13 protein-coding genes are annotated in these 15693 nt (G+C 46.3%); 11 read left to right on the top strand and 2 right to left on the bottom strand.

The genetic code is table 11. The features are described 5' to 3' along the window. Nucleotides 1–107: 107 nt before the first annotated feature. The 10 genes from AC4PM4_RS00625 (at nucleotide 108) to AC4PM4_RS00670 (ending at nucleotide 11623) form a co-directional block, all read left to right on the top strand. Entirely contained in the window at nucleotides 108–1109 is a 1002-nt protein-coding gene (locus tag AC4PM4_RS00625; RefSeq protein ID WP_491612442.1) for a FecCD family ABC transporter permease, read from the top strand. Beyond that, nucleotides 1106–2113 carry a FecCD family ABC transporter permease gene (locus AC4PM4_RS00630; protein ID WP_090949367.1) on the top strand — a complete coding sequence of 336 codons (1008 nt, stop codon included), beginning with the start codon at nucleotides 1106–1108 and terminating at the stop codon, nucleotides 2111–2113. The genes AC4PM4_RS00625 and AC4PM4_RS00630 overlap by 4 nt, the downstream gene beginning before the upstream one ends. A 57-nt stretch (nucleotides 2114–2170) precedes the next feature. Further along, nucleotides 2171–3757 (top strand): helix-turn-helix domain-containing protein, encoded by a 1587-nt coding sequence (locus AC4PM4_RS00635; RefSeq protein ID WP_491612443.1) that lies wholly within the window; start codon nucleotides 2171–2173, stop codon nucleotides 3755–3757. A gap of 76 nt (nucleotides 3758–3833) precedes the next feature. Further along, on the top strand, nucleotides 3834–4646 hold the full coding sequence (locus AC4PM4_RS00640; RefSeq protein WP_090805693.1) for a phosphotransferase family protein: 813 nt from the start codon (nucleotides 3834–3836) through the stop codon (nucleotides 4644–4646). Between the two features lie 43 nt (nucleotides 4647–4689). Beyond that, nucleotides 4690–6999, top strand: a complete 2310-nt coding sequence (locus tag AC4PM4_RS00645; RefSeq protein ID WP_491612444.1) for a class I SAM-dependent methyltransferase — start codon at nucleotides 4690–4692, stop codon at nucleotides 6997–6999. Next, on the top strand, nucleotides 6996–7583 hold the full coding sequence (locus AC4PM4_RS00650; RefSeq protein ID WP_072732531.1) for a histidine phosphatase family protein: 588 nt from the start codon (nucleotides 6996–6998) through the stop codon (nucleotides 7581–7583). The genes AC4PM4_RS00645 and AC4PM4_RS00650 overlap by 4 nt, the downstream gene beginning before the upstream one ends. Nucleotides 7584–7594: 11 nt before the next feature. Beyond that, nucleotides 7595–8320 carry a 3'-5' exonuclease gene (locus AC4PM4_RS00655; RefSeq protein WP_491612445.1) on the top strand — a complete coding sequence of 242 codons (726 nt, stop codon included), beginning with the start codon at nucleotides 7595–7597 and terminating at the stop codon, nucleotides 8318–8320. Next, on the top strand, nucleotides 8313–8684 hold the full coding sequence (locus AC4PM4_RS00660; protein ID WP_175381236.1) for an immunity protein PIM1 family protein: 372 nt from the start codon (nucleotides 8313–8315) through the stop codon (nucleotides 8682–8684). Before AC4PM4_RS00655 ends, AC4PM4_RS00660 begins: the two co-directional genes overlap by 8 nt. Before the next feature lie 180 nt (nucleotides 8685–8864). Beyond that, nucleotides 8865–9866 (top strand): ABC transporter substrate-binding protein, encoded by a 1002-nt coding sequence (locus AC4PM4_RS00665; protein ID WP_310852733.1) that lies wholly within the window; start codon nucleotides 8865–8867, stop codon nucleotides 9864–9866. A 167-nt stretch (nucleotides 9867–10033) separates the two neighbouring features. Beyond that, nucleotides 10034–11623, top strand: a complete 1590-nt coding sequence (locus AC4PM4_RS00670) for a helix-turn-helix domain-containing protein (protein WP_491612446.1) — start codon at nucleotides 10034–10036, stop codon at nucleotides 11621–11623. A 211-nt stretch (nucleotides 11624–11834) separates the two neighbouring features. On the opposite strand, the gene AC4PM4_RS00675 is transcribed toward AC4PM4_RS00670, so the two are convergent. Continuing rightward, nucleotides 11835–12503, bottom strand: a complete 669-nt coding sequence (locus AC4PM4_RS00675; protein ID WP_310852735.1) for an SOS response-associated peptidase — start codon at nucleotides 12501–12503, stop codon at nucleotides 11835–11837. A 253-nt stretch (nucleotides 12504–12756) separates the two neighbouring features. Further along, nucleotides 12757–13134 (bottom strand): VOC family protein, encoded by a 378-nt coding sequence (locus AC4PM4_RS00680; RefSeq protein WP_053779906.1) that lies wholly within the window; start codon nucleotides 13132–13134, stop codon nucleotides 12757–12759. Between the two features lie 251 nt (nucleotides 13135–13385). Here AC4PM4_RS00680 and AC4PM4_RS00685 point away from each other — a divergent pair, with 251 nt between their 5' ends. Then, nucleotides 13386–15656, top strand: a complete 2271-nt coding sequence (locus tag AC4PM4_RS00685; RefSeq protein ID WP_491612448.1) for a putative PEP-binding protein — start codon at nucleotides 13386–13388, stop codon at nucleotides 15654–15656. Nucleotides 15657–15693: the final 37 nt, after the last annotated feature.

Genomic DNA, 15693 nt, shown 5'->3' on the forward strand with positions numbered 1-15693 from the left:
TCTTATATAATAGAAGGAAAAATTTTGACAGTTCGTTTTTTCAAGTGATTTATACAACATATTGAAGTACATAAATCAAGCAGCATGCAGGTTGGAGGCGTAGAAAAATGAACACAAACACCAGGTTTAAAATCACTGGTTTAGCAACCATCATCGTGTTGACACTTCTCGCGTTTCTATTCAGCATCATGTATGGCATCGTACAGATTCCATTGCGTTCTGTTGTGGATACGTTCTATGCCTTTGATGGCTCGCGTGAACACCTGATCATTCAAACCGTCAGGCTGCCAAGAGCGGTTATTGCCGTAGTGGTTGGCAGCTCACTGGCTGTGGCCGGGTGCCTGATGCAGGCGATTAGCCGCAATGCCCTCGCAGGTCCTGAACTGTTCGGTATTAATTATGGCGCGGCACTTACCGCGGTGCTTGCTTCCTTTTGGCTGGGAACGACGTCTCTACAATTATTTGCATGGTCTGCGCTGTTGGGGGCGGCGGTTGCAGGCGTGCTGGTTTTCCTTCTTAGTTCCACGGGCAGACAACCCTTATCTTCAGTCAAACTAGTTCTGGCAGGGGCTACATTAAATTTGTTATTTGCTTCATTGACACAAGGCATTCTTATCCTGAATGAGCAGTCCCTGGATACGATGCGTTTCTGGTTGGCGGGTTCATTAACAGGCAGAGATCTCGATCTGTTTATTCAAATTCTGCCTTATCTGATCATTGGCATCATCTGTGCGTTTGCATTAAGCAGTCAATTGAACATTTTTGGCTTAGGAGATGAAGTGGCTCAAGGATTAGGACAGCGAATGAAGATGATTAGGATCATCTGTATTATCGCCATTGTTCTGCTGGCTGGCAGTGCCGTCGCACTTGCCGGACCCATCGGGTTTATCGGGTTGGCCGTTCCGCATATTGCAAGATCGATAACAGGCAGTGATTATCGCTGGGTAGTTCCTTACTCTGCTGTTCTCGGGGCACTACTGCTGCTCACAGCAGATATTGGGGCGAGATTTGTGTTGCCGGGGCAGGAAATTCCTGTTGGGGTGGTTACAGCCTTCTTCGGTGCTCCTTTCCTCATCTATCTGGCCCAAAGAAAGGAGAGATCGATATGATTTCTTCTATTATAAAGAGACGTGCAATCACCCTTATTCTGATCCTGTTGTTATTGAATGTGGGAGCGCTTGTGCTTAATGTGATGTCGGGAGATCGCTCCATCCCTCCGGGAGAAGTATTGCGTAGCTTGATAGGCAGAGGAGATCAGGAATATCACTTCACCATTCATCAGTTAAGGCTGCCCAGGGTACTGACCGGTTTTCTGGTTGGATGCGGTCTGGCATTGGCGGGTACAATCCTACAGGTCATTACGAGGAATCCTCTGGCATCACCTGGCGTGATTGGGCTGAATTCGGGTGCGGCTGCGGCGGTGGTTGCCGTCATGGTGCTGGTTCCTACTTTTCCAATGCGTCATATGCCGTGGATTGCATTCATTGGAGCCTTTCTCGCGGCCGCGGTAATCTATGGATTGTCATGGAGAAAAGGAGAGGCGAGTTCCACGGTTCGCATGCTGCTGATTGGTGTGGGCATCTCTTCAATGGCAGGTGCGTTAATCACGTATTTGCTAACGGTAGGCAAAATATTCCGGGTCTCCCAGGCTTCCGTGTGGATGGCAGGTAGTCTATACGGACGAACGTGGGAACACTTTTGGCCTTTAATGCCGTGGCTGCTGATCCTGTTTCTTCTATTAATATGGATGTCCAGATGGCTGGATATGTTTCTGCTGGATGTCCAGTCGGCTGCTGGACTCGGTCTGCGGGTGGAGACGATGCGGGTGTTGTTCCTTCTGATGAGCGTAGGGCTCGCCGGGTCTGCGGTGTCGATGGCAGGAACGATTGGATTTGTCGGCTTAATGGCCCCTCACATGGCAAAACATCTGGCAGGCAGCCGGAGTCTGGTTCGCTTGCCGATTGCGGCGTTGCTTGGAGGACTGATCGTCATGCTCGCAGATCTCGCCGGACGGACATGGTTCGCTCCGTATGAGATTCCAGCCGGATTAATTACGGCGATTATTGGGGCTCCGTATATGATGTATTTGCTGTTACGACGCAGAGGGATATAATGAAGAAAAGGATTCAGAATGCAAGAAAGGCTGGTGCATTTTTTCATGCCATCATATGTGAACGAAGCCAATCTAATCTATCTTTTATCTTCAGTACGTAAACGAAAGTTTCCCATGACCCGACAAGCCAAACATGTTCGGGTTCCTGTATACATATTATGCTTTATTACAGAGGGCGAAGGGGTTGTTGTACTGGATGGTGCGCTACAGAAGGTTCGTCCTCTCCAGTTATATTTGCTTGTACCCGGCATGATTGTGGAATTCCCGGAACAAGGTAGTACGTTCGAATATTATGGTGTATGGTTTGAACCGATTCGGCTAACCAAGACCAGAGGTAGATATGAAACATTGCCTTCCCTATCCTTATCCGGTGCACTCTCACCAGGGCATATTCCCGTTCATCATCCACAACAGATCCTCCAACAGATCGTGCAGTTGTATCATCACAGTCGGCAAGAACGAAATCGGGATTCATTGAATTTGAGAATTCAGTTAGAGCAATTGATCCAGAATATTATGAAGAATGAACCGGAACAGCCGGATACCGTAATGGATGAACGGGTTGAACGGAGCATCCTTTATATGGAGCAGCACTATACGGACAAAGTAAGCATTGAACAGCTGGCTGAAGCAGCAGGTGGCATGCCGCCGGTTGCTTTTTCACGGTTGTTCCGAAGTGAAACAGGTCTGCCACCAGTCGAGTACCTGAGCAATGTGCGCATGACCCATGCGAAACAGATGCTGAATACAAAGAACAGTCGAGTGAAGGAAGTGGCAGCTGCAGTCGGGTTTCGAAGTGAATTTTACTTTAGTCGCATGTTTCAGCGCATGGTGGGTGTATCCCCTACATTATATATGAAGCGAGGCAAGTTAAAGGTGGCTGTAGCATCCTCACTCGGATTCGGAGACCATCTGAAATCAGTTGGAATCGAGCCGGTCTGTGTGGTGGATTTATTCCAGTATCCAGGTCAGAGCAATGAGCAGTATGCGGAACAATTGCACAGCCAACTGCTGGAATTGGAGCAGTCCAATCCGGATATGATCATCGCCGATCATTATCATACAGAGTTCAGAGAGCAGTTTAAACAAACGGCTGCGCCTGTATTTCTGGATTTCTCTGTGTGGGACTGGAAAGGAAACTTTGAGAAAATTGCCGAGTTGGTGAACCGGGAACGTGAGGCTGCGGAGATGCTGACTCGTCTGGATGTGCAAACTGAGACAACAGGCCAGACATTGCGCCGTATACTGGGCCAGGAACGGATGACCATCATGCAAGTGAGCCACCGGACGATTGGCATTCAGGGCAGGGTGAATCATCCGCTCAATGAATTGGTATACGGCGAGCTTGGTCTGCGCCCGGGTAATCAGGCTCCAGCAGAACTGTGGCGTATGGAGCTGCAACCGGAGGCCATGCCTGTATTGGAGACGGAACATTTGTTAATTCATCATCATCATATTCTCGCCGGTAGTGACAAAATGTATGACCAGTTGACCAGAACGGCAGCATGGCCCCAGATTCCGGCGGTGAAGGATGGAAAAGTTAAGCGCATTCCCAATTGGTTTGTGATGAGCTGGACCCCACTGGGGAGACAACGAATCATGAATGAATTGATGGCAGCCGTGGGTGAACATCAACAGCGATAAACAGCACTGAACTGGTAGCGTTACAACAGGGATCGTACTGCAATAGGTAGTCTACTCATGTTAGGGAGAGTGAAGAATGAGACGTATTGGGCAAGGACGAACGGCTGAGATCTATGAGTACCCATCAAATCAGATTATGAAATTATACCATGCGGATTTTTCTGCCGAAGCCGTCCAGAATGAGTTTCGAATTACCGAGGCAGTATTCCAAAAGGGCTTACCTGTTCCACAAGCAATGTTGTATATGGATGATGTAATGCGCAAAGGGATTATATTTGAACGGATTGAAGGCAACACGATGTTATCCCTTATGATTCAGGAACCCTCGCTGATCGAAGAACTATCGCGTCAAATGGCAGACTCTCATCATAGCCTTCACGCCCAGCAGGATGATGAAGGAGCACTCCCCACACAAAAGCAGATTCTTACTGGGGCCATTCAAAATACCTCTCTATTGTCGGAAGAAGATAAGGTGCAGGTTATCAATTATATGTCGTCTCTTCCAGAGCGAAAGCAAATTTGTCATGGCGATTTTCATCCCGATAATGTCATGTTAAATGAAACGAGAGATCAATATTGGGTTATAGATTGGATGACAGGCATGTCGGGTGATCCAGCGGGTGATGTGGCACGAAGCTGGGTAATATTAATGAGCGGCACGTTGCCGGAGGATACAGACCTGGCTGTTCATAGGGGATTTGAATTGGCTCGCAATGTAATGCTGGATCATTATATCCAACATTACATCCAGATTTCCGGGATATCTCGCCAGGAGATGGATGCCTGGATTTTGCCTGTCGCGGCTGCACGTCTAGACGAGAGGTTACCTGCAGTGGAAGCGGATCAGTTAATCAAGCTTGTGCAGGATCGTATTCGTCTGCTGAAATGACATATCTAGCTTAACTAACAAGGATAACGAGGTGAAGAAATCAATGCTAAACGCACTAAAGACCATACAATCTTACAAGTCAGGCCATCTCCCGGAGGGGGAGCAGCCACTGTGGCTACAGCTGCTGGCAGCGGCAGAACAGCCGAATATTAACCTGGAACGCATTTTTTCTATAGCTGAGCTGGAAGGCACGAATCCGGTACTGGATTACGTAGAACGCACACTCCAGGTGCTGGAGCAGCTTCAGGTTTCTTTTTGGATGCGAGAAATTCTGGAGGATGTGCTGGTCTGGTCGGAAACGGCAAAGGTAGGATCACCGAAACAGCGGCGAAAATGGCAGAAACAGGGGGTTAACCTGTTCGTGCACAATGTGGGTTCAGCACAGGTATATGACATGTACGGAAGTATTGGACATTTGCATGGCAAGCAAGGACATCGTGAGGAGAAACATTCATCTCGATTGGAATCCCCGAGTGATTTATCAAATGATGATCCAAGTGGTAGTACACAAATTGTGCAAACAGCATATGGTTCACTCCCACCTCGGTATGAGATCATTCGTACCCTTATTGCCACACACGGACTTATTGGTCAGTACATAAGAGGAGAAATTCCATTTGCCGAAAATGCCCCACTGCACTCGTTCATAACGCAAGGGTGGCTGACCGCAGATGAAATGCAGGCCATCCTGATCGCATTAAATGAATGTATCATTGCTGGCGTTGACCCAGCGTTGTGGAATCAAGTTCAGGCTGAAGTGCAGCGTATCGTAGGTTGGATTATTACAAAGCCGGATCATACAGACTGGAATGTGAAGGAGCGGCTGTCACGCTTACGGAGCTCATCTATACGTCAGGGAGAAGCGATGGATGAAGCATATGCGAAACTTCAAGCTCAGCTTGAGATAGAGAAACTTCTCGCTCCTCTGGCTCATCGGACCTTATGGTATGTGGAGTCAGCGATGCATGATTTTTCATTGCAGGAGATGGTTAAGATATTCCTTTTGACGCTGCACAGTGAAGCTATGGTGGTATCTGGAGATGACTCGATGAATAACAGCACAGGTATTGGCATAGAAGCCGAAGAAGAAGCAGTGGGCTTGAACTCGACTTCGCAGGAGCAACAAGGGGATATGGTAAGGCATATCAGCTTCGAACCATTAATGAACACGATGTATTACGATTATAAAGGTGTCAAGAAACTGAATGTTTACAAGAAACGAATGATTGAAAAGTATTTGGAGCAATATTCGTGGGAGCAGATTGAAGCAGGTGAGACGATTACTTACCCCCATCTGACACATCGGATTGAGCGGCACCCGGATTTGAGGGATACGGTATTTGTGACATTTGAATTTTCCCCGGCGGCCGAGAAGCTAATTGCTTTTTGTATTGAAGCAGAAAAGTCTCCGTTATACGAAAAGGCTGTGCTGTTGTTATTTGACCTGTTTGGACTCCGTCGGGATGCGTATGATCGGTTCCATAATGAAGAGACGTATCTGGCCGACATGAACAGCTCAGGTGATTACAAGAAAGTACTGCTGGATTACATGGTTGGCAAACGTGTGCTCGATATCGGTCCCGGCGGTGGAATATTGCTCGATCTGATTGAGCAGGAACGACCTGAGATGGAACCAATCGGCATTGATATTTCAGCGAATGTCATTGAGGCGTTGGAGCGCAAAAAGCAGCGGGAGGCACATCGCTGGCAAGTATTGAAGGGAGATGCTCTTCAACTGGATCAATACGTACAGTCAGGCACGGTGGATACGGTTATTTTTTCATCCATTCTGCATGAACTGTATTCGTATATTGAACGTGACGGACGAAGCTTTAACAGCGATACGGTCGTTGCTGCGCTGAGAAGTTCATTTAACGTGTTGTCACCCGGGGGCCGGATTCTGATCAGGGATGGTATCATGACTGAACCCGAAGCGCAGAAGCGTCGAATTCGTTTCCTCGAACCGGATGGGATGCGATGGCTGGAGCGGTATGCGCAGGATTTCCAGGGACGCAGCATTGAATTTGAGCAGATCTCTGAGGACGAGGCGGTGCTGGATATTAACGATGCTATGGAATTTCTGTACACCTATACATGGGGCGAAGAAGCATATGTCCATGAGATTCAGGAGCAATTTGGCATATTTACCCCATCGGCATATGAGCACTGTATTCGCGAAGCGCTGGGTGAGCAAGCCGAGATTATTACATTCAGGCACTTTCTTCAGGAAGGATATACGGAGGCGCTTGGAGAACGAATTATATTTATGGATGAACAGGGTCAACCTGCACCTTTGCCAGACAGCACTTGCCTAATTGTGATTGAAAAGAAGAAAGGAATGGCGGACAGATGACGAATGAAGCCAACACGGCTTTATATTTTGTAAGGCACGCGCAGTCTGAATATATGGAAGGGCAGGAACGCGAGCGAGGTCTGACGGAACAAGGAAAAAGGGATGCGGCGACCGTCGCGGGTCTGCTCCACCGGGAGCAGATACAATCGTTTTATTCCAGCCCGTATAGACGGGCCGTGGATACGATTCAGGGGTTGGCTGAAGTGTCAGGTGGCATTGTGGTCACCGAAGAGGATTTGCGTGAGCGTGAGCTGTCAGGTCCTGAAGTGAAGCATGAACATTTTCGTGAAGCCAAACAAAGGCTCTATGATGATCCTGCATTTGCTTATTCAGGTGGAGAATCCGGCGAAGTCGCTGGGGCGCGGGCAATCGCTGTTATACAGCGTATCCTGGATAGGCATCCGGGACAAAAAATAGTGATTGGCACCCATGGGGACATCATGACCCTGATTTTCAATTATTATGATCCGTCCTATGGTTATGACTTCTGGGCAAACACAACGATGCCGGACATCTACAAACTGGAGTTTGATCGTGATGGTAGGTTGGTTCAGGTAACACGATTGTGGGAAGAGCAGGTGTAGTCCTTTGAAATATGCGTTCTATAGATGAAAAAGGGGAGAGCCAAATGAAGATTACATTTATGCCGGATACGTACACTGTTGAAGAGCTAAGAGTCTCTCGCTTGCAAGATAGGATGTACTGCATATTTGATCTAGAGGGCACAGGGATTAATCCGGCAGAGGAGAGTGTGACCCAATTTGGTGCAATGAACTACAAAAAAGGAGAATCATTAGATTCATCGTTCACTTCACTTGCATGTGCCTTTAAACCGATTCCGGAAGCGGTCTCGAAGTTAACGGGTATTTCAAATGAGGATATGATCCAGGCTCCCTCATTTGCAGAAGCATACCAGGCTTTTCTGGAATTCATCGGGGATAAGGTGTTAGTAACGCAGGCGGGTTATGAGTATGATTTGCCCATATTGAAACGACATTGTGATATGAATGGGCTGCCGATGTTTACCAATCCGGTGTTGGATACAAAAGCGATGTTTACATATATTCATCCTGAAATCTCCGAGGTCATCTCTACCGATTTCCTGATCCAGTATTATGACCTGAATACAGACGGAATTCACAGGCACAATGCCTTAGCTGATTGTAGTGTGATTGCTCGTATTTTTGAGCATGTCCTGAATGAATATCAGGCTCTTGCATTGGATCATTTTACTGCGGATGGGGAACGTGAGATGAAGCGTTTTGTGATTCCCGAGATGTATTTAACAGCACCGAATGGAGGAGGGAAGCCGGATGAGTAGAGTGGATGTGGATAAATTGCTGGCTGATATGAATGAGGGGCGGCTTCTTAGTCAGCAGACATTCGAAGGACTGGATGTGGAAGCCTATCTGGATCAACGGGATGCTTCCGAATTTGCCGATGAGTGGATGCAGGCATTTGAACGGTTTGCTCAGTCTGACGTCGTGGAAGAAGAAGTGCTTCGTGCAAGCAGGGAACTGGCTTTCAAACGAACGATCGCTCTTGCGGGCGATCCTGAACTGGCCGGATATGTCAGTGATGATATTGGATTGATTGGCGCTGCCCTGTTACAGGACGAAATGCAGGATTCATTTGTTATGCAATTACTTGAACGTTATCAACAAGGTACATTGCCCCTGCGTTAAGCGGGGGTGACGGTTGTATATTCTTTTCGTTTGTATAAAAAAATAGCTGCGAATGTGTATTGTGAGTTTTACACAGCATAAGGTACAATTCATCTAAGCATTGAGTGAGAATGATAATCATTATTTATAAAACATGTTCTCACCGATACAACAACAGATTACATAGGGGTGAAGGGTATCATGGTAAGCTTCAGTAAAGGCTTCAAAGGGTGGACGATCATACTGCTACTCATAGTGGTAGTTATATCGGGGTGTAGTGCAAATTCTGAGTCAAAAGCAGAAGAGGCTCCTGCATCTGAGACAGCGGTTTCGGATGGCAGTACATCTGAAACAACAGAAAAAGAAGCAGAGACACGTGTCGTTCAGGATGAATTCGGTGATGTGACGATCCCGGTGCATCCGCAGCGGATTGCTGGTATTTATGTGGAAGATTATCTCAAGGCTCTCGATATCACACCTGTAGTACAGTGGTATAATCCGATGTGGGGTGTGCAGGAATATCTGGATCTGGATGTGCCTCAATTCGATACTACAGGTAGCATTGAGGCTTTGTTGGAGTATGATCCGGATCTCATCATTGTGGATGGCGGAGCGGACATGGAGAAATATGAGATGTATTCAAAGGTGGCACCGACGTATCGTCTGCCTGAAGATATTTTGCAGGATTCCAATCAAATCTTGACGACTATTGCCGATGTTGTCGGTAAACCGGACAAGGGTAAAGAAGTTGTTGCGGCATTTGAGGCCAAGATTGCAGATGCTAAGGCGAAACTTCAGGCAGCCGTTGGGGATGAGACCGTAGCGGTTGTCCGATTGAATATCAGCAATAATACATTGGCATTGTTCGGTGTGAAAAATCGATTTACCGGATTTCTTTATTCGGAGCTTGGTCTAACACCTCATCCTCTGGTCGCCAAGATGGAAGAATATCAGGAAATTCTGTCCGAAGAGGCTTTTCCAGAGCTTGATGCGGATCATATTATTGTATTTCCATCCAATGGAGAGTGGTCATCTCCAGAGAACAAGGAAGCTTTGAAGGTGCTGGATAGCAAGTTGTGGAAATCTCTCCCGGCAGTCAAAAACAACCATGTGTACATGATGGAAAGATCGTATTGGCAATCAGGTGCGATTACGGCAAACACAATGAAGATTGATGATCTCTTGCAAAAAATGACGCCATAATCCCTTTTCCATAAGAAAGTTCTTCCCTCAGGGTTGAAGAGCTTTCTTTTTTCGTTTACACTATTATAAATGATAATAATTCTCAATTAAGGAAGATGAATATGTGTCCCACGATTGTACAACTGATTCCCAAGCCCTGGTTATGCTTGCTTCAACATATGAAATACATGGATTATAGCCAAGTCGATATCGCCAACAGGCAGACATATAACAAGACATCCTCACACGCTCTTTTCGTAGTGACGGGTGGGCATGGCTCAATAGACTCTTTGGACAATAGGCACACTCGTCTGGAAAAAGGGATGATTATGTTTGTTCCAGCTGGACGTACCATTGTGATTGAAGGCTCCTGTGAGCTGCAATATTATAGAATTGAGCTGATGGTAGCTGAGGTGAAAGAAGATAAGGCCAGTAGGTTGAGTATAACAGGTGAAACGGTGCAACACGAGCCGCAAGCCTTTATATCAGATCCAGATCGGTTGCCTCTTATTGAGCTGAATTATAGTCCATGGAGTTCCTGTCTGAAATCGTTGGAACAGATATTGCGTGGGCTGACTGCTCAAGATTGGTTGGACCAATGGGAGATACAACTGCGTTTTCAGGAGTGGTTCCGTGTGCTGCTTCGGCAAAATGATCCCGAGATTGAATCGCCGGATGACCGTGCACGGCTTCAAAGCTCGATTCGTTATATTCGCGAACACTATGATCAGCCCATAACGGTTGACGATCTGGCAGCAGAGGTCCGGCTTACCAGATCCAGTTATACCCGACAATTCAAAGAGATTACAGGCAAGCTTCCGCTTGATTATGTAAATGCTGTACGATTGGAGCATTCCAAACTGCTGTTACAGATGACCGATGATCGCTTGCATGATATTGCACAGAATGTGGGATTTAATAACGAATATTATTTTGGTCGCCGATTCAAGCAATATACAGGTATTTCACCGGGATTGTATCGGCGACATCACCGTCAAGAGGTGCGTGTGTTTGCTCCGTATCTGGAGGACTTTGTTCTTGCCCTTGGAATAAAACCGATACTGCAAACTTCCCATCGTTCTTGGGGAAGACAGCAATATTTAGGGTTGGAAGATGTTCCTGAATTTGATGTTACTCAGCTGGACATAGGGTTTAATGAGACGAATGTACCTGAATTTATTATGCTGAACAACGGATACCAACGCTGGAATCTGGAGCGGTTTGAGCAAATAGCCCCGACATTTTATATGGAGCACGAGGGAGAGGATTGGCGTTCCATTTTGAAATCGACAGCAGATATATTGGGAAAAGTAAATCGGGTTCAGGATGTAATAGGTGCCTATGAGGATAAAGCCGTTGAGGCCAAGGGACAGTTGGCACGTCATGCGCGGGGACAAACGGTAGCTCTTTTACGTATTTCGTCATCTGAAATTATACTCTACGGGAACCAATATGGTTACGTAGGACCGGTATTGTATCAAGATCTCGGATTGACCCCGCATTTTCGTGTACAGCAATGGGCGAGTCAAAGTAGAAGAGTCGGTATTGGGCTTGAGCAGCTGAGTCAGCTTGAAGCAGATCATCTCTTTATTACATTTGACAATATGGATTCTGCCTATGCCGGAGAGGAACGGAAGCTTCTGGAAAGAGATGAGTGGAGACGGCTGCCTGCAGTGAAAAGCGGTCATGTATATGAGGTGGATTTTATGACCTGGATGAATTATGGTGTCATCTCCCACGGAAAGAAAATCGACGATATACTGCAGTATTTGGGATGAATTAGGCAACACGGGAGCACTAAATTAATTTAAAAAATCACGAGGAAAATCACATTCTCTGCTAAATCTCACAATTGAATTATACTTGAGTAATCGTATACAATCGTTGACATGGCTGAGAATATGGAATCCTTAGAGCTTAATGATATATCTCTATTAATTCATTAACATAAAGGAGCAGAGGGGATAACCTCGCTGCTCCTTTTTATTCTTAACTGACCTCTTTGATCAATTCCTCGTTATTATTTCGCACATTACCTACTGCAGAATCCACCTTGTAAGCTATCATTTCATCGGCCTCATGCGGGCTGAGAAGCCTCAGAACGCTTTCCTTGTCCGATTCCTTGTTTAGCCAATCCGCTTCATCTTGCGGCCGGAGAATGACTGGCATACGATCGTGGATGTCCGCCATAAGATTGTTAGGTTCCGTAGTAATGATAGTGCAAGTTGAAAGCTTGTTACCTTCTGGATCAATCCAAGTATCGTATAGACCAGCAAGCGAGAAGATGGAGGCATCTTTCATTAAAATCCGCATGGGTTGCTTTACGGATCCATCCTTTTTCCATTCATAAAATCCCGAGCATGGGATAATACAACGCTTGGAACTGATCAGGCGCTTAAAGGCAGGTTTCTCTGTGAGGGTCTCTGCACGGGCATTAATCATTTTATTTCCTATTTTTTCATCCTTGGCCCAATTAGGAACTAAACCCCATCGGAGCGCCCCCAATCGATTACCGTCTTTGCTACCGATAATTGTCGGGATGAATTGCATAGGTGCAGCGTTGTAATTAGGTTTGTACTCATATCCTTCAGCAATAGAAGCATAGTACCTGTCCATAATTTCTTCGATTGGATCTGTAATCGTGAATCTTCCGCACATATCGAAGCCTCCTTTAAAACGCTATAGTATGTAATTTAACTCAAATCTTTAACGTTAGAAACGGGTAATATGTGGAGTTGTATATCCATTTAAAAATAAATATGCAAAAAATCACGTGGAATTACTGCGCAACAACATGGGAAAACAGCAACGTATGCAGGCAGGTTTGCATATGAGCAAAATATATAGAAAAAAGCCTGTTCACTACTGAACGGGCTTTTTGATGTGGTATTACTCAGGTGATCCAGGAGATTTAATTTTTCTCCATAACAGCAAAGTAATTGTTTTCGTCATCTGCAAAGTTGAATACTCTTCCGCCAGGCATCGTTACAATCTCGCCAACCGTAACTTGTTTATTGGATAAGTGAGTGTATAGTTGATCCAAGTTATCTGTGAAAAGCATGAGAGATGGTGTACCAAGGTTTAATTCAGGGGACATTTTGGCAACGAATTCTTTGTCGTGCAGGATAATGGTGGTTTGAGCATCCTTCACAGGAGCAATCTCGATCCAGCGCATTCCATTCCCATTGACTTCGTTAACGATATGGAAACCTGCTTTTTCTGTCCAAAATTGAAGAGCCTTATCCTGATCATTTACATACAACATAATTTGTCCGACTTGAGTAAACATTGATTTACACTCCTTATATACGTAGTTGATCATGGTTGAAGCAGGTATGCCTTTGGATGTAGCTTTTTAGTTTGAGTCAAGCTTTATATTACCATATATGAGCACCTGTCATACAACTTCAATTCAAGCACAAAAAGAGGAAGCATATGTCCTTGACTGCCGCATTGCGACATACCATTAGATAAAGGACAATTCGAGCCAACGAATTGCCTTTTAAGCACAGCCATGTAATGGCAGATGGGAGCGCTGTAATGACGAAACGGGTAGTTCTATTGGAAGAAGGTACGGCAGAGATGAAAGGGCTAATGGGTATTAAAGGGGCTGAACTTGCGGCGTTGCTCCAGGCAGGTTGGCCCGTTCCGGCCGGATTCATTGTAACAAAGGAAGGCTGTCGCGCATTCTGTACCCGTCTTGCACATCTTTCAGCTGAAGGAACCCAAGAGATTGGCAGCGCAATTCAGCATCTTGAGCAGCAATCCGGCAAATTCTTCGGCGATTCCTTAACACCGCTGCTGCTTTCCGTCCGGTCAAGTGAATCGAGTTCCCGTAATACGGCATCCCATGCTTTGCTTCATGTAGGACTGAATGATGTGACGGTGGAGGGGCTCGCTAAGCAAACGAATGATCGTCAGTATGCCCTTAATTGTTATCGAATTTTATTACAAGATTATGGTCAACTGGTGTACGACATTCCGTATGATCTATTTGAAGAAAAATTGGAAGACATCTCGATACTCGATGAAGCGAATCTAGAATTCACCATCGCGGAATATAAACGTTTAATAGAAGAGAGAGGACGTCATCCGTTCCCTCAGGATGTGCAGTTACAGTTAAAACAAGTGATGCGTGCAGTTTCTGATTCACAACGTGTTATAAGGCCCAACTCCCAACAAGAACTTCTTCGTAATCCTTCTCATTTCTCCGATGAAACTCAAGGAGCAGCTGTTCTTATACAGGTGATGGTCAATGGCGAGCGTGGTGACCGCAGCGGGTTCGGAACGGTATATTCTCGTCATCCAGGTACCGGGGAACGAGGTATGACAGGGGATTACATTTCAACTGATGCTTCTCGGCGTTCAAATGAAGGACTGGATCAACTGCGGAATGAAGAGTCTGAACTGTATGGTCTTTTGCAGGATGCTTGCGGTTATCTGGAGTCCCACACGAGAGAAGTACAGGAGATTCAATTTGTTGTGGATTCTGGGACCTTGTATCTTGTGGAAATTAGTGAAGCAAGGTTAACCTCACAGGCGACGCTGAGGAGTACTGTAGATCTTGTGGATGAAGAGGTAATCACCAAAGAGGATGCCATATTACGTATCCAGCCTTGGCATGTGACGGAATTGCTGAAAGCATCTTCAAATTTATCATCCGAGTTACAGCTCCTACTTGAATGGGCAGATGAAATGAAGGGGCTTACAATACTTTCGAATGTGGATCATCCAAAGGACGCCGTGAAGGCCCGCTCGTTAGGGGCTGAGGGCATTGGATTGTGTCGGACAGAACAACTGTTGTTGTCTGCTTCGAGATTTCCTTTTGTACAGAAAATGATTCTGGCAGACAGCGAAGCAGAGCGCAAACGTGGACTGGAACGTCTGTTGCCGATGCAACAGGCTGATTTTGAACAACTCTTCGAAGCAATGGATGGTTATCCGGTAACCATTCGATTGCTTGATCCGCCGCTGCATGAGCTGCTGCCTGATATTGAAAGGTTAAAAGAACGACGTGAGCAGTTGGCTCTCAGGAAATTAGAGGAAAATAACACCGAAGTGCAGGAGCTTGAGCGTGTCATTCGCAGGGTGCTGGAATTGCATGAACAATATCCGTTGCTAGGACAGCAGGACTGTCGACTGGGAACTGTGTTCCCGGAAATCTACGATATGCAGCTTGAAGCTATTTTTCGTGCAGCGGTGAAGGGCATCCGCCAAGGGTTATGGGTGCGGCCTGAGATTATGATTCCTTTGGTGGGCCATGCCAATGAACTTCAAGTCATGAGAGATCTGGTGGATCATGTAGCGGACCAGGTGCTTGGAGAGGAGAAGCGTCACTGTCTTTACAGAGTGGGAGCACGAATTGAAGTTCCTCGAGCGGCATTGACTGCAGCTCCCATCGCGCGTCATGCGGACTTCTTCTCGTTTGGCACCGATGAGCTGACACAGATGACGTTTGGTTACAGTCGTCATAATACGGAGAAGCCATTCCTTCATTTTATTGAGTCACAACGCTCACTGCCCAGCAATCCATTTCAGGTACTGGATATCGACGGAGTGGGGCAGTTGGTGGAGATGGCTCTCGTTCAGGGCCGAATTCGGAAACCTCATCTAAAAGCAGGCATCTATGGCGAGAATGCAGCCGATCCGGCTTCCATTGCTTTTTGCCACCGGATTGGTCTGGATTATGTGAGCTGTCTGCCAGAACAGGTACCGCTTGCCCGTATCGCTGCCGCACAGGCGGCACTCCTTGCTCAGAAGCAGGACCCAAACGAAAACAGGCAGGATGGCGATATATCGACGATTGCGTAATGTTTCCATATCCCCTCATGGAATACCAACCCTAAAA

Source organism: Paenibacillus sp. MDV22-iso6, from assembly GCF_058408365.1.

Bases quoted from the DNA above. Each gene is read 5' to 3' on its own strand.
- AC4PM4_RS00660 (WP_175381236.1), top strand. From the start codon at position 8,313: ATGAGTAGAGTGGATGTGGATAAATTGCTGGCTGATATGAATGAGGGG.
- AC4PM4_RS00675 (WP_310852735.1), bottom strand. From the start codon at position 12,503: ATGTGCGGAAGATTCACGATTACAGATCCAATCGAAGAAATTATGGAC.
- AC4PM4_RS00630 (WP_090949367.1), top strand. From the start codon at position 1,106: ATGATTTCTTCTATTATAAAGAGACGTGCAATCACCCTTATTCTGATC.
- AC4PM4_RS00625 (WP_491612442.1), top strand. From the start codon at position 108: ATGAACACAAACACCAGGTTTAAAATCACTGGTTTAGCAACCATCATC.
- AC4PM4_RS00665 (WP_310852733.1), top strand. From the start codon at position 8,865: ATGGTAAGCTTCAGTAAAGGCTTCAAAGGGTGGACGATCATACTGCTA.
- AC4PM4_RS00645 (WP_491612444.1), top strand. From the start codon at position 4,690: ATGCTAAACGCACTAAAGACCATACAATCTTACAAGTCAGGCCATCTC.
- AC4PM4_RS00680 (WP_053779906.1), bottom strand. From the start codon at position 13,134: ATGTTTACTCAAGTCGGACAAATTATGTTGTATGTAAATGATCAGGAT.
- AC4PM4_RS00670 (WP_491612446.1), top strand. From the start codon at position 10,034: ATGGATTATAGCCAAGTCGATATCGCCAACAGGCAGACATATAACAAG.
- AC4PM4_RS00640 (WP_090805693.1), top strand. From the start codon at position 3,834: ATGAGACGTATTGGGCAAGGACGAACGGCTGAGATCTATGAGTACCCA.
- AC4PM4_RS00655 (WP_491612445.1), top strand. From the start codon at position 7,595: ATGCGTTCTATAGATGAAAAAGGGGAGAGCCAAATGAAGATTACATTT.
- AC4PM4_RS00685 (WP_491612448.1), top strand. From the start codon at position 13,386: ATGACGAAACGGGTAGTTCTATTGGAAGAAGGTACGGCAGAGATGAAA.
- AC4PM4_RS00650 (WP_072732531.1), top strand. From the start codon at position 6,996: ATGACGAATGAAGCCAACACGGCTTTATATTTTGTAAGGCACGCGCAG.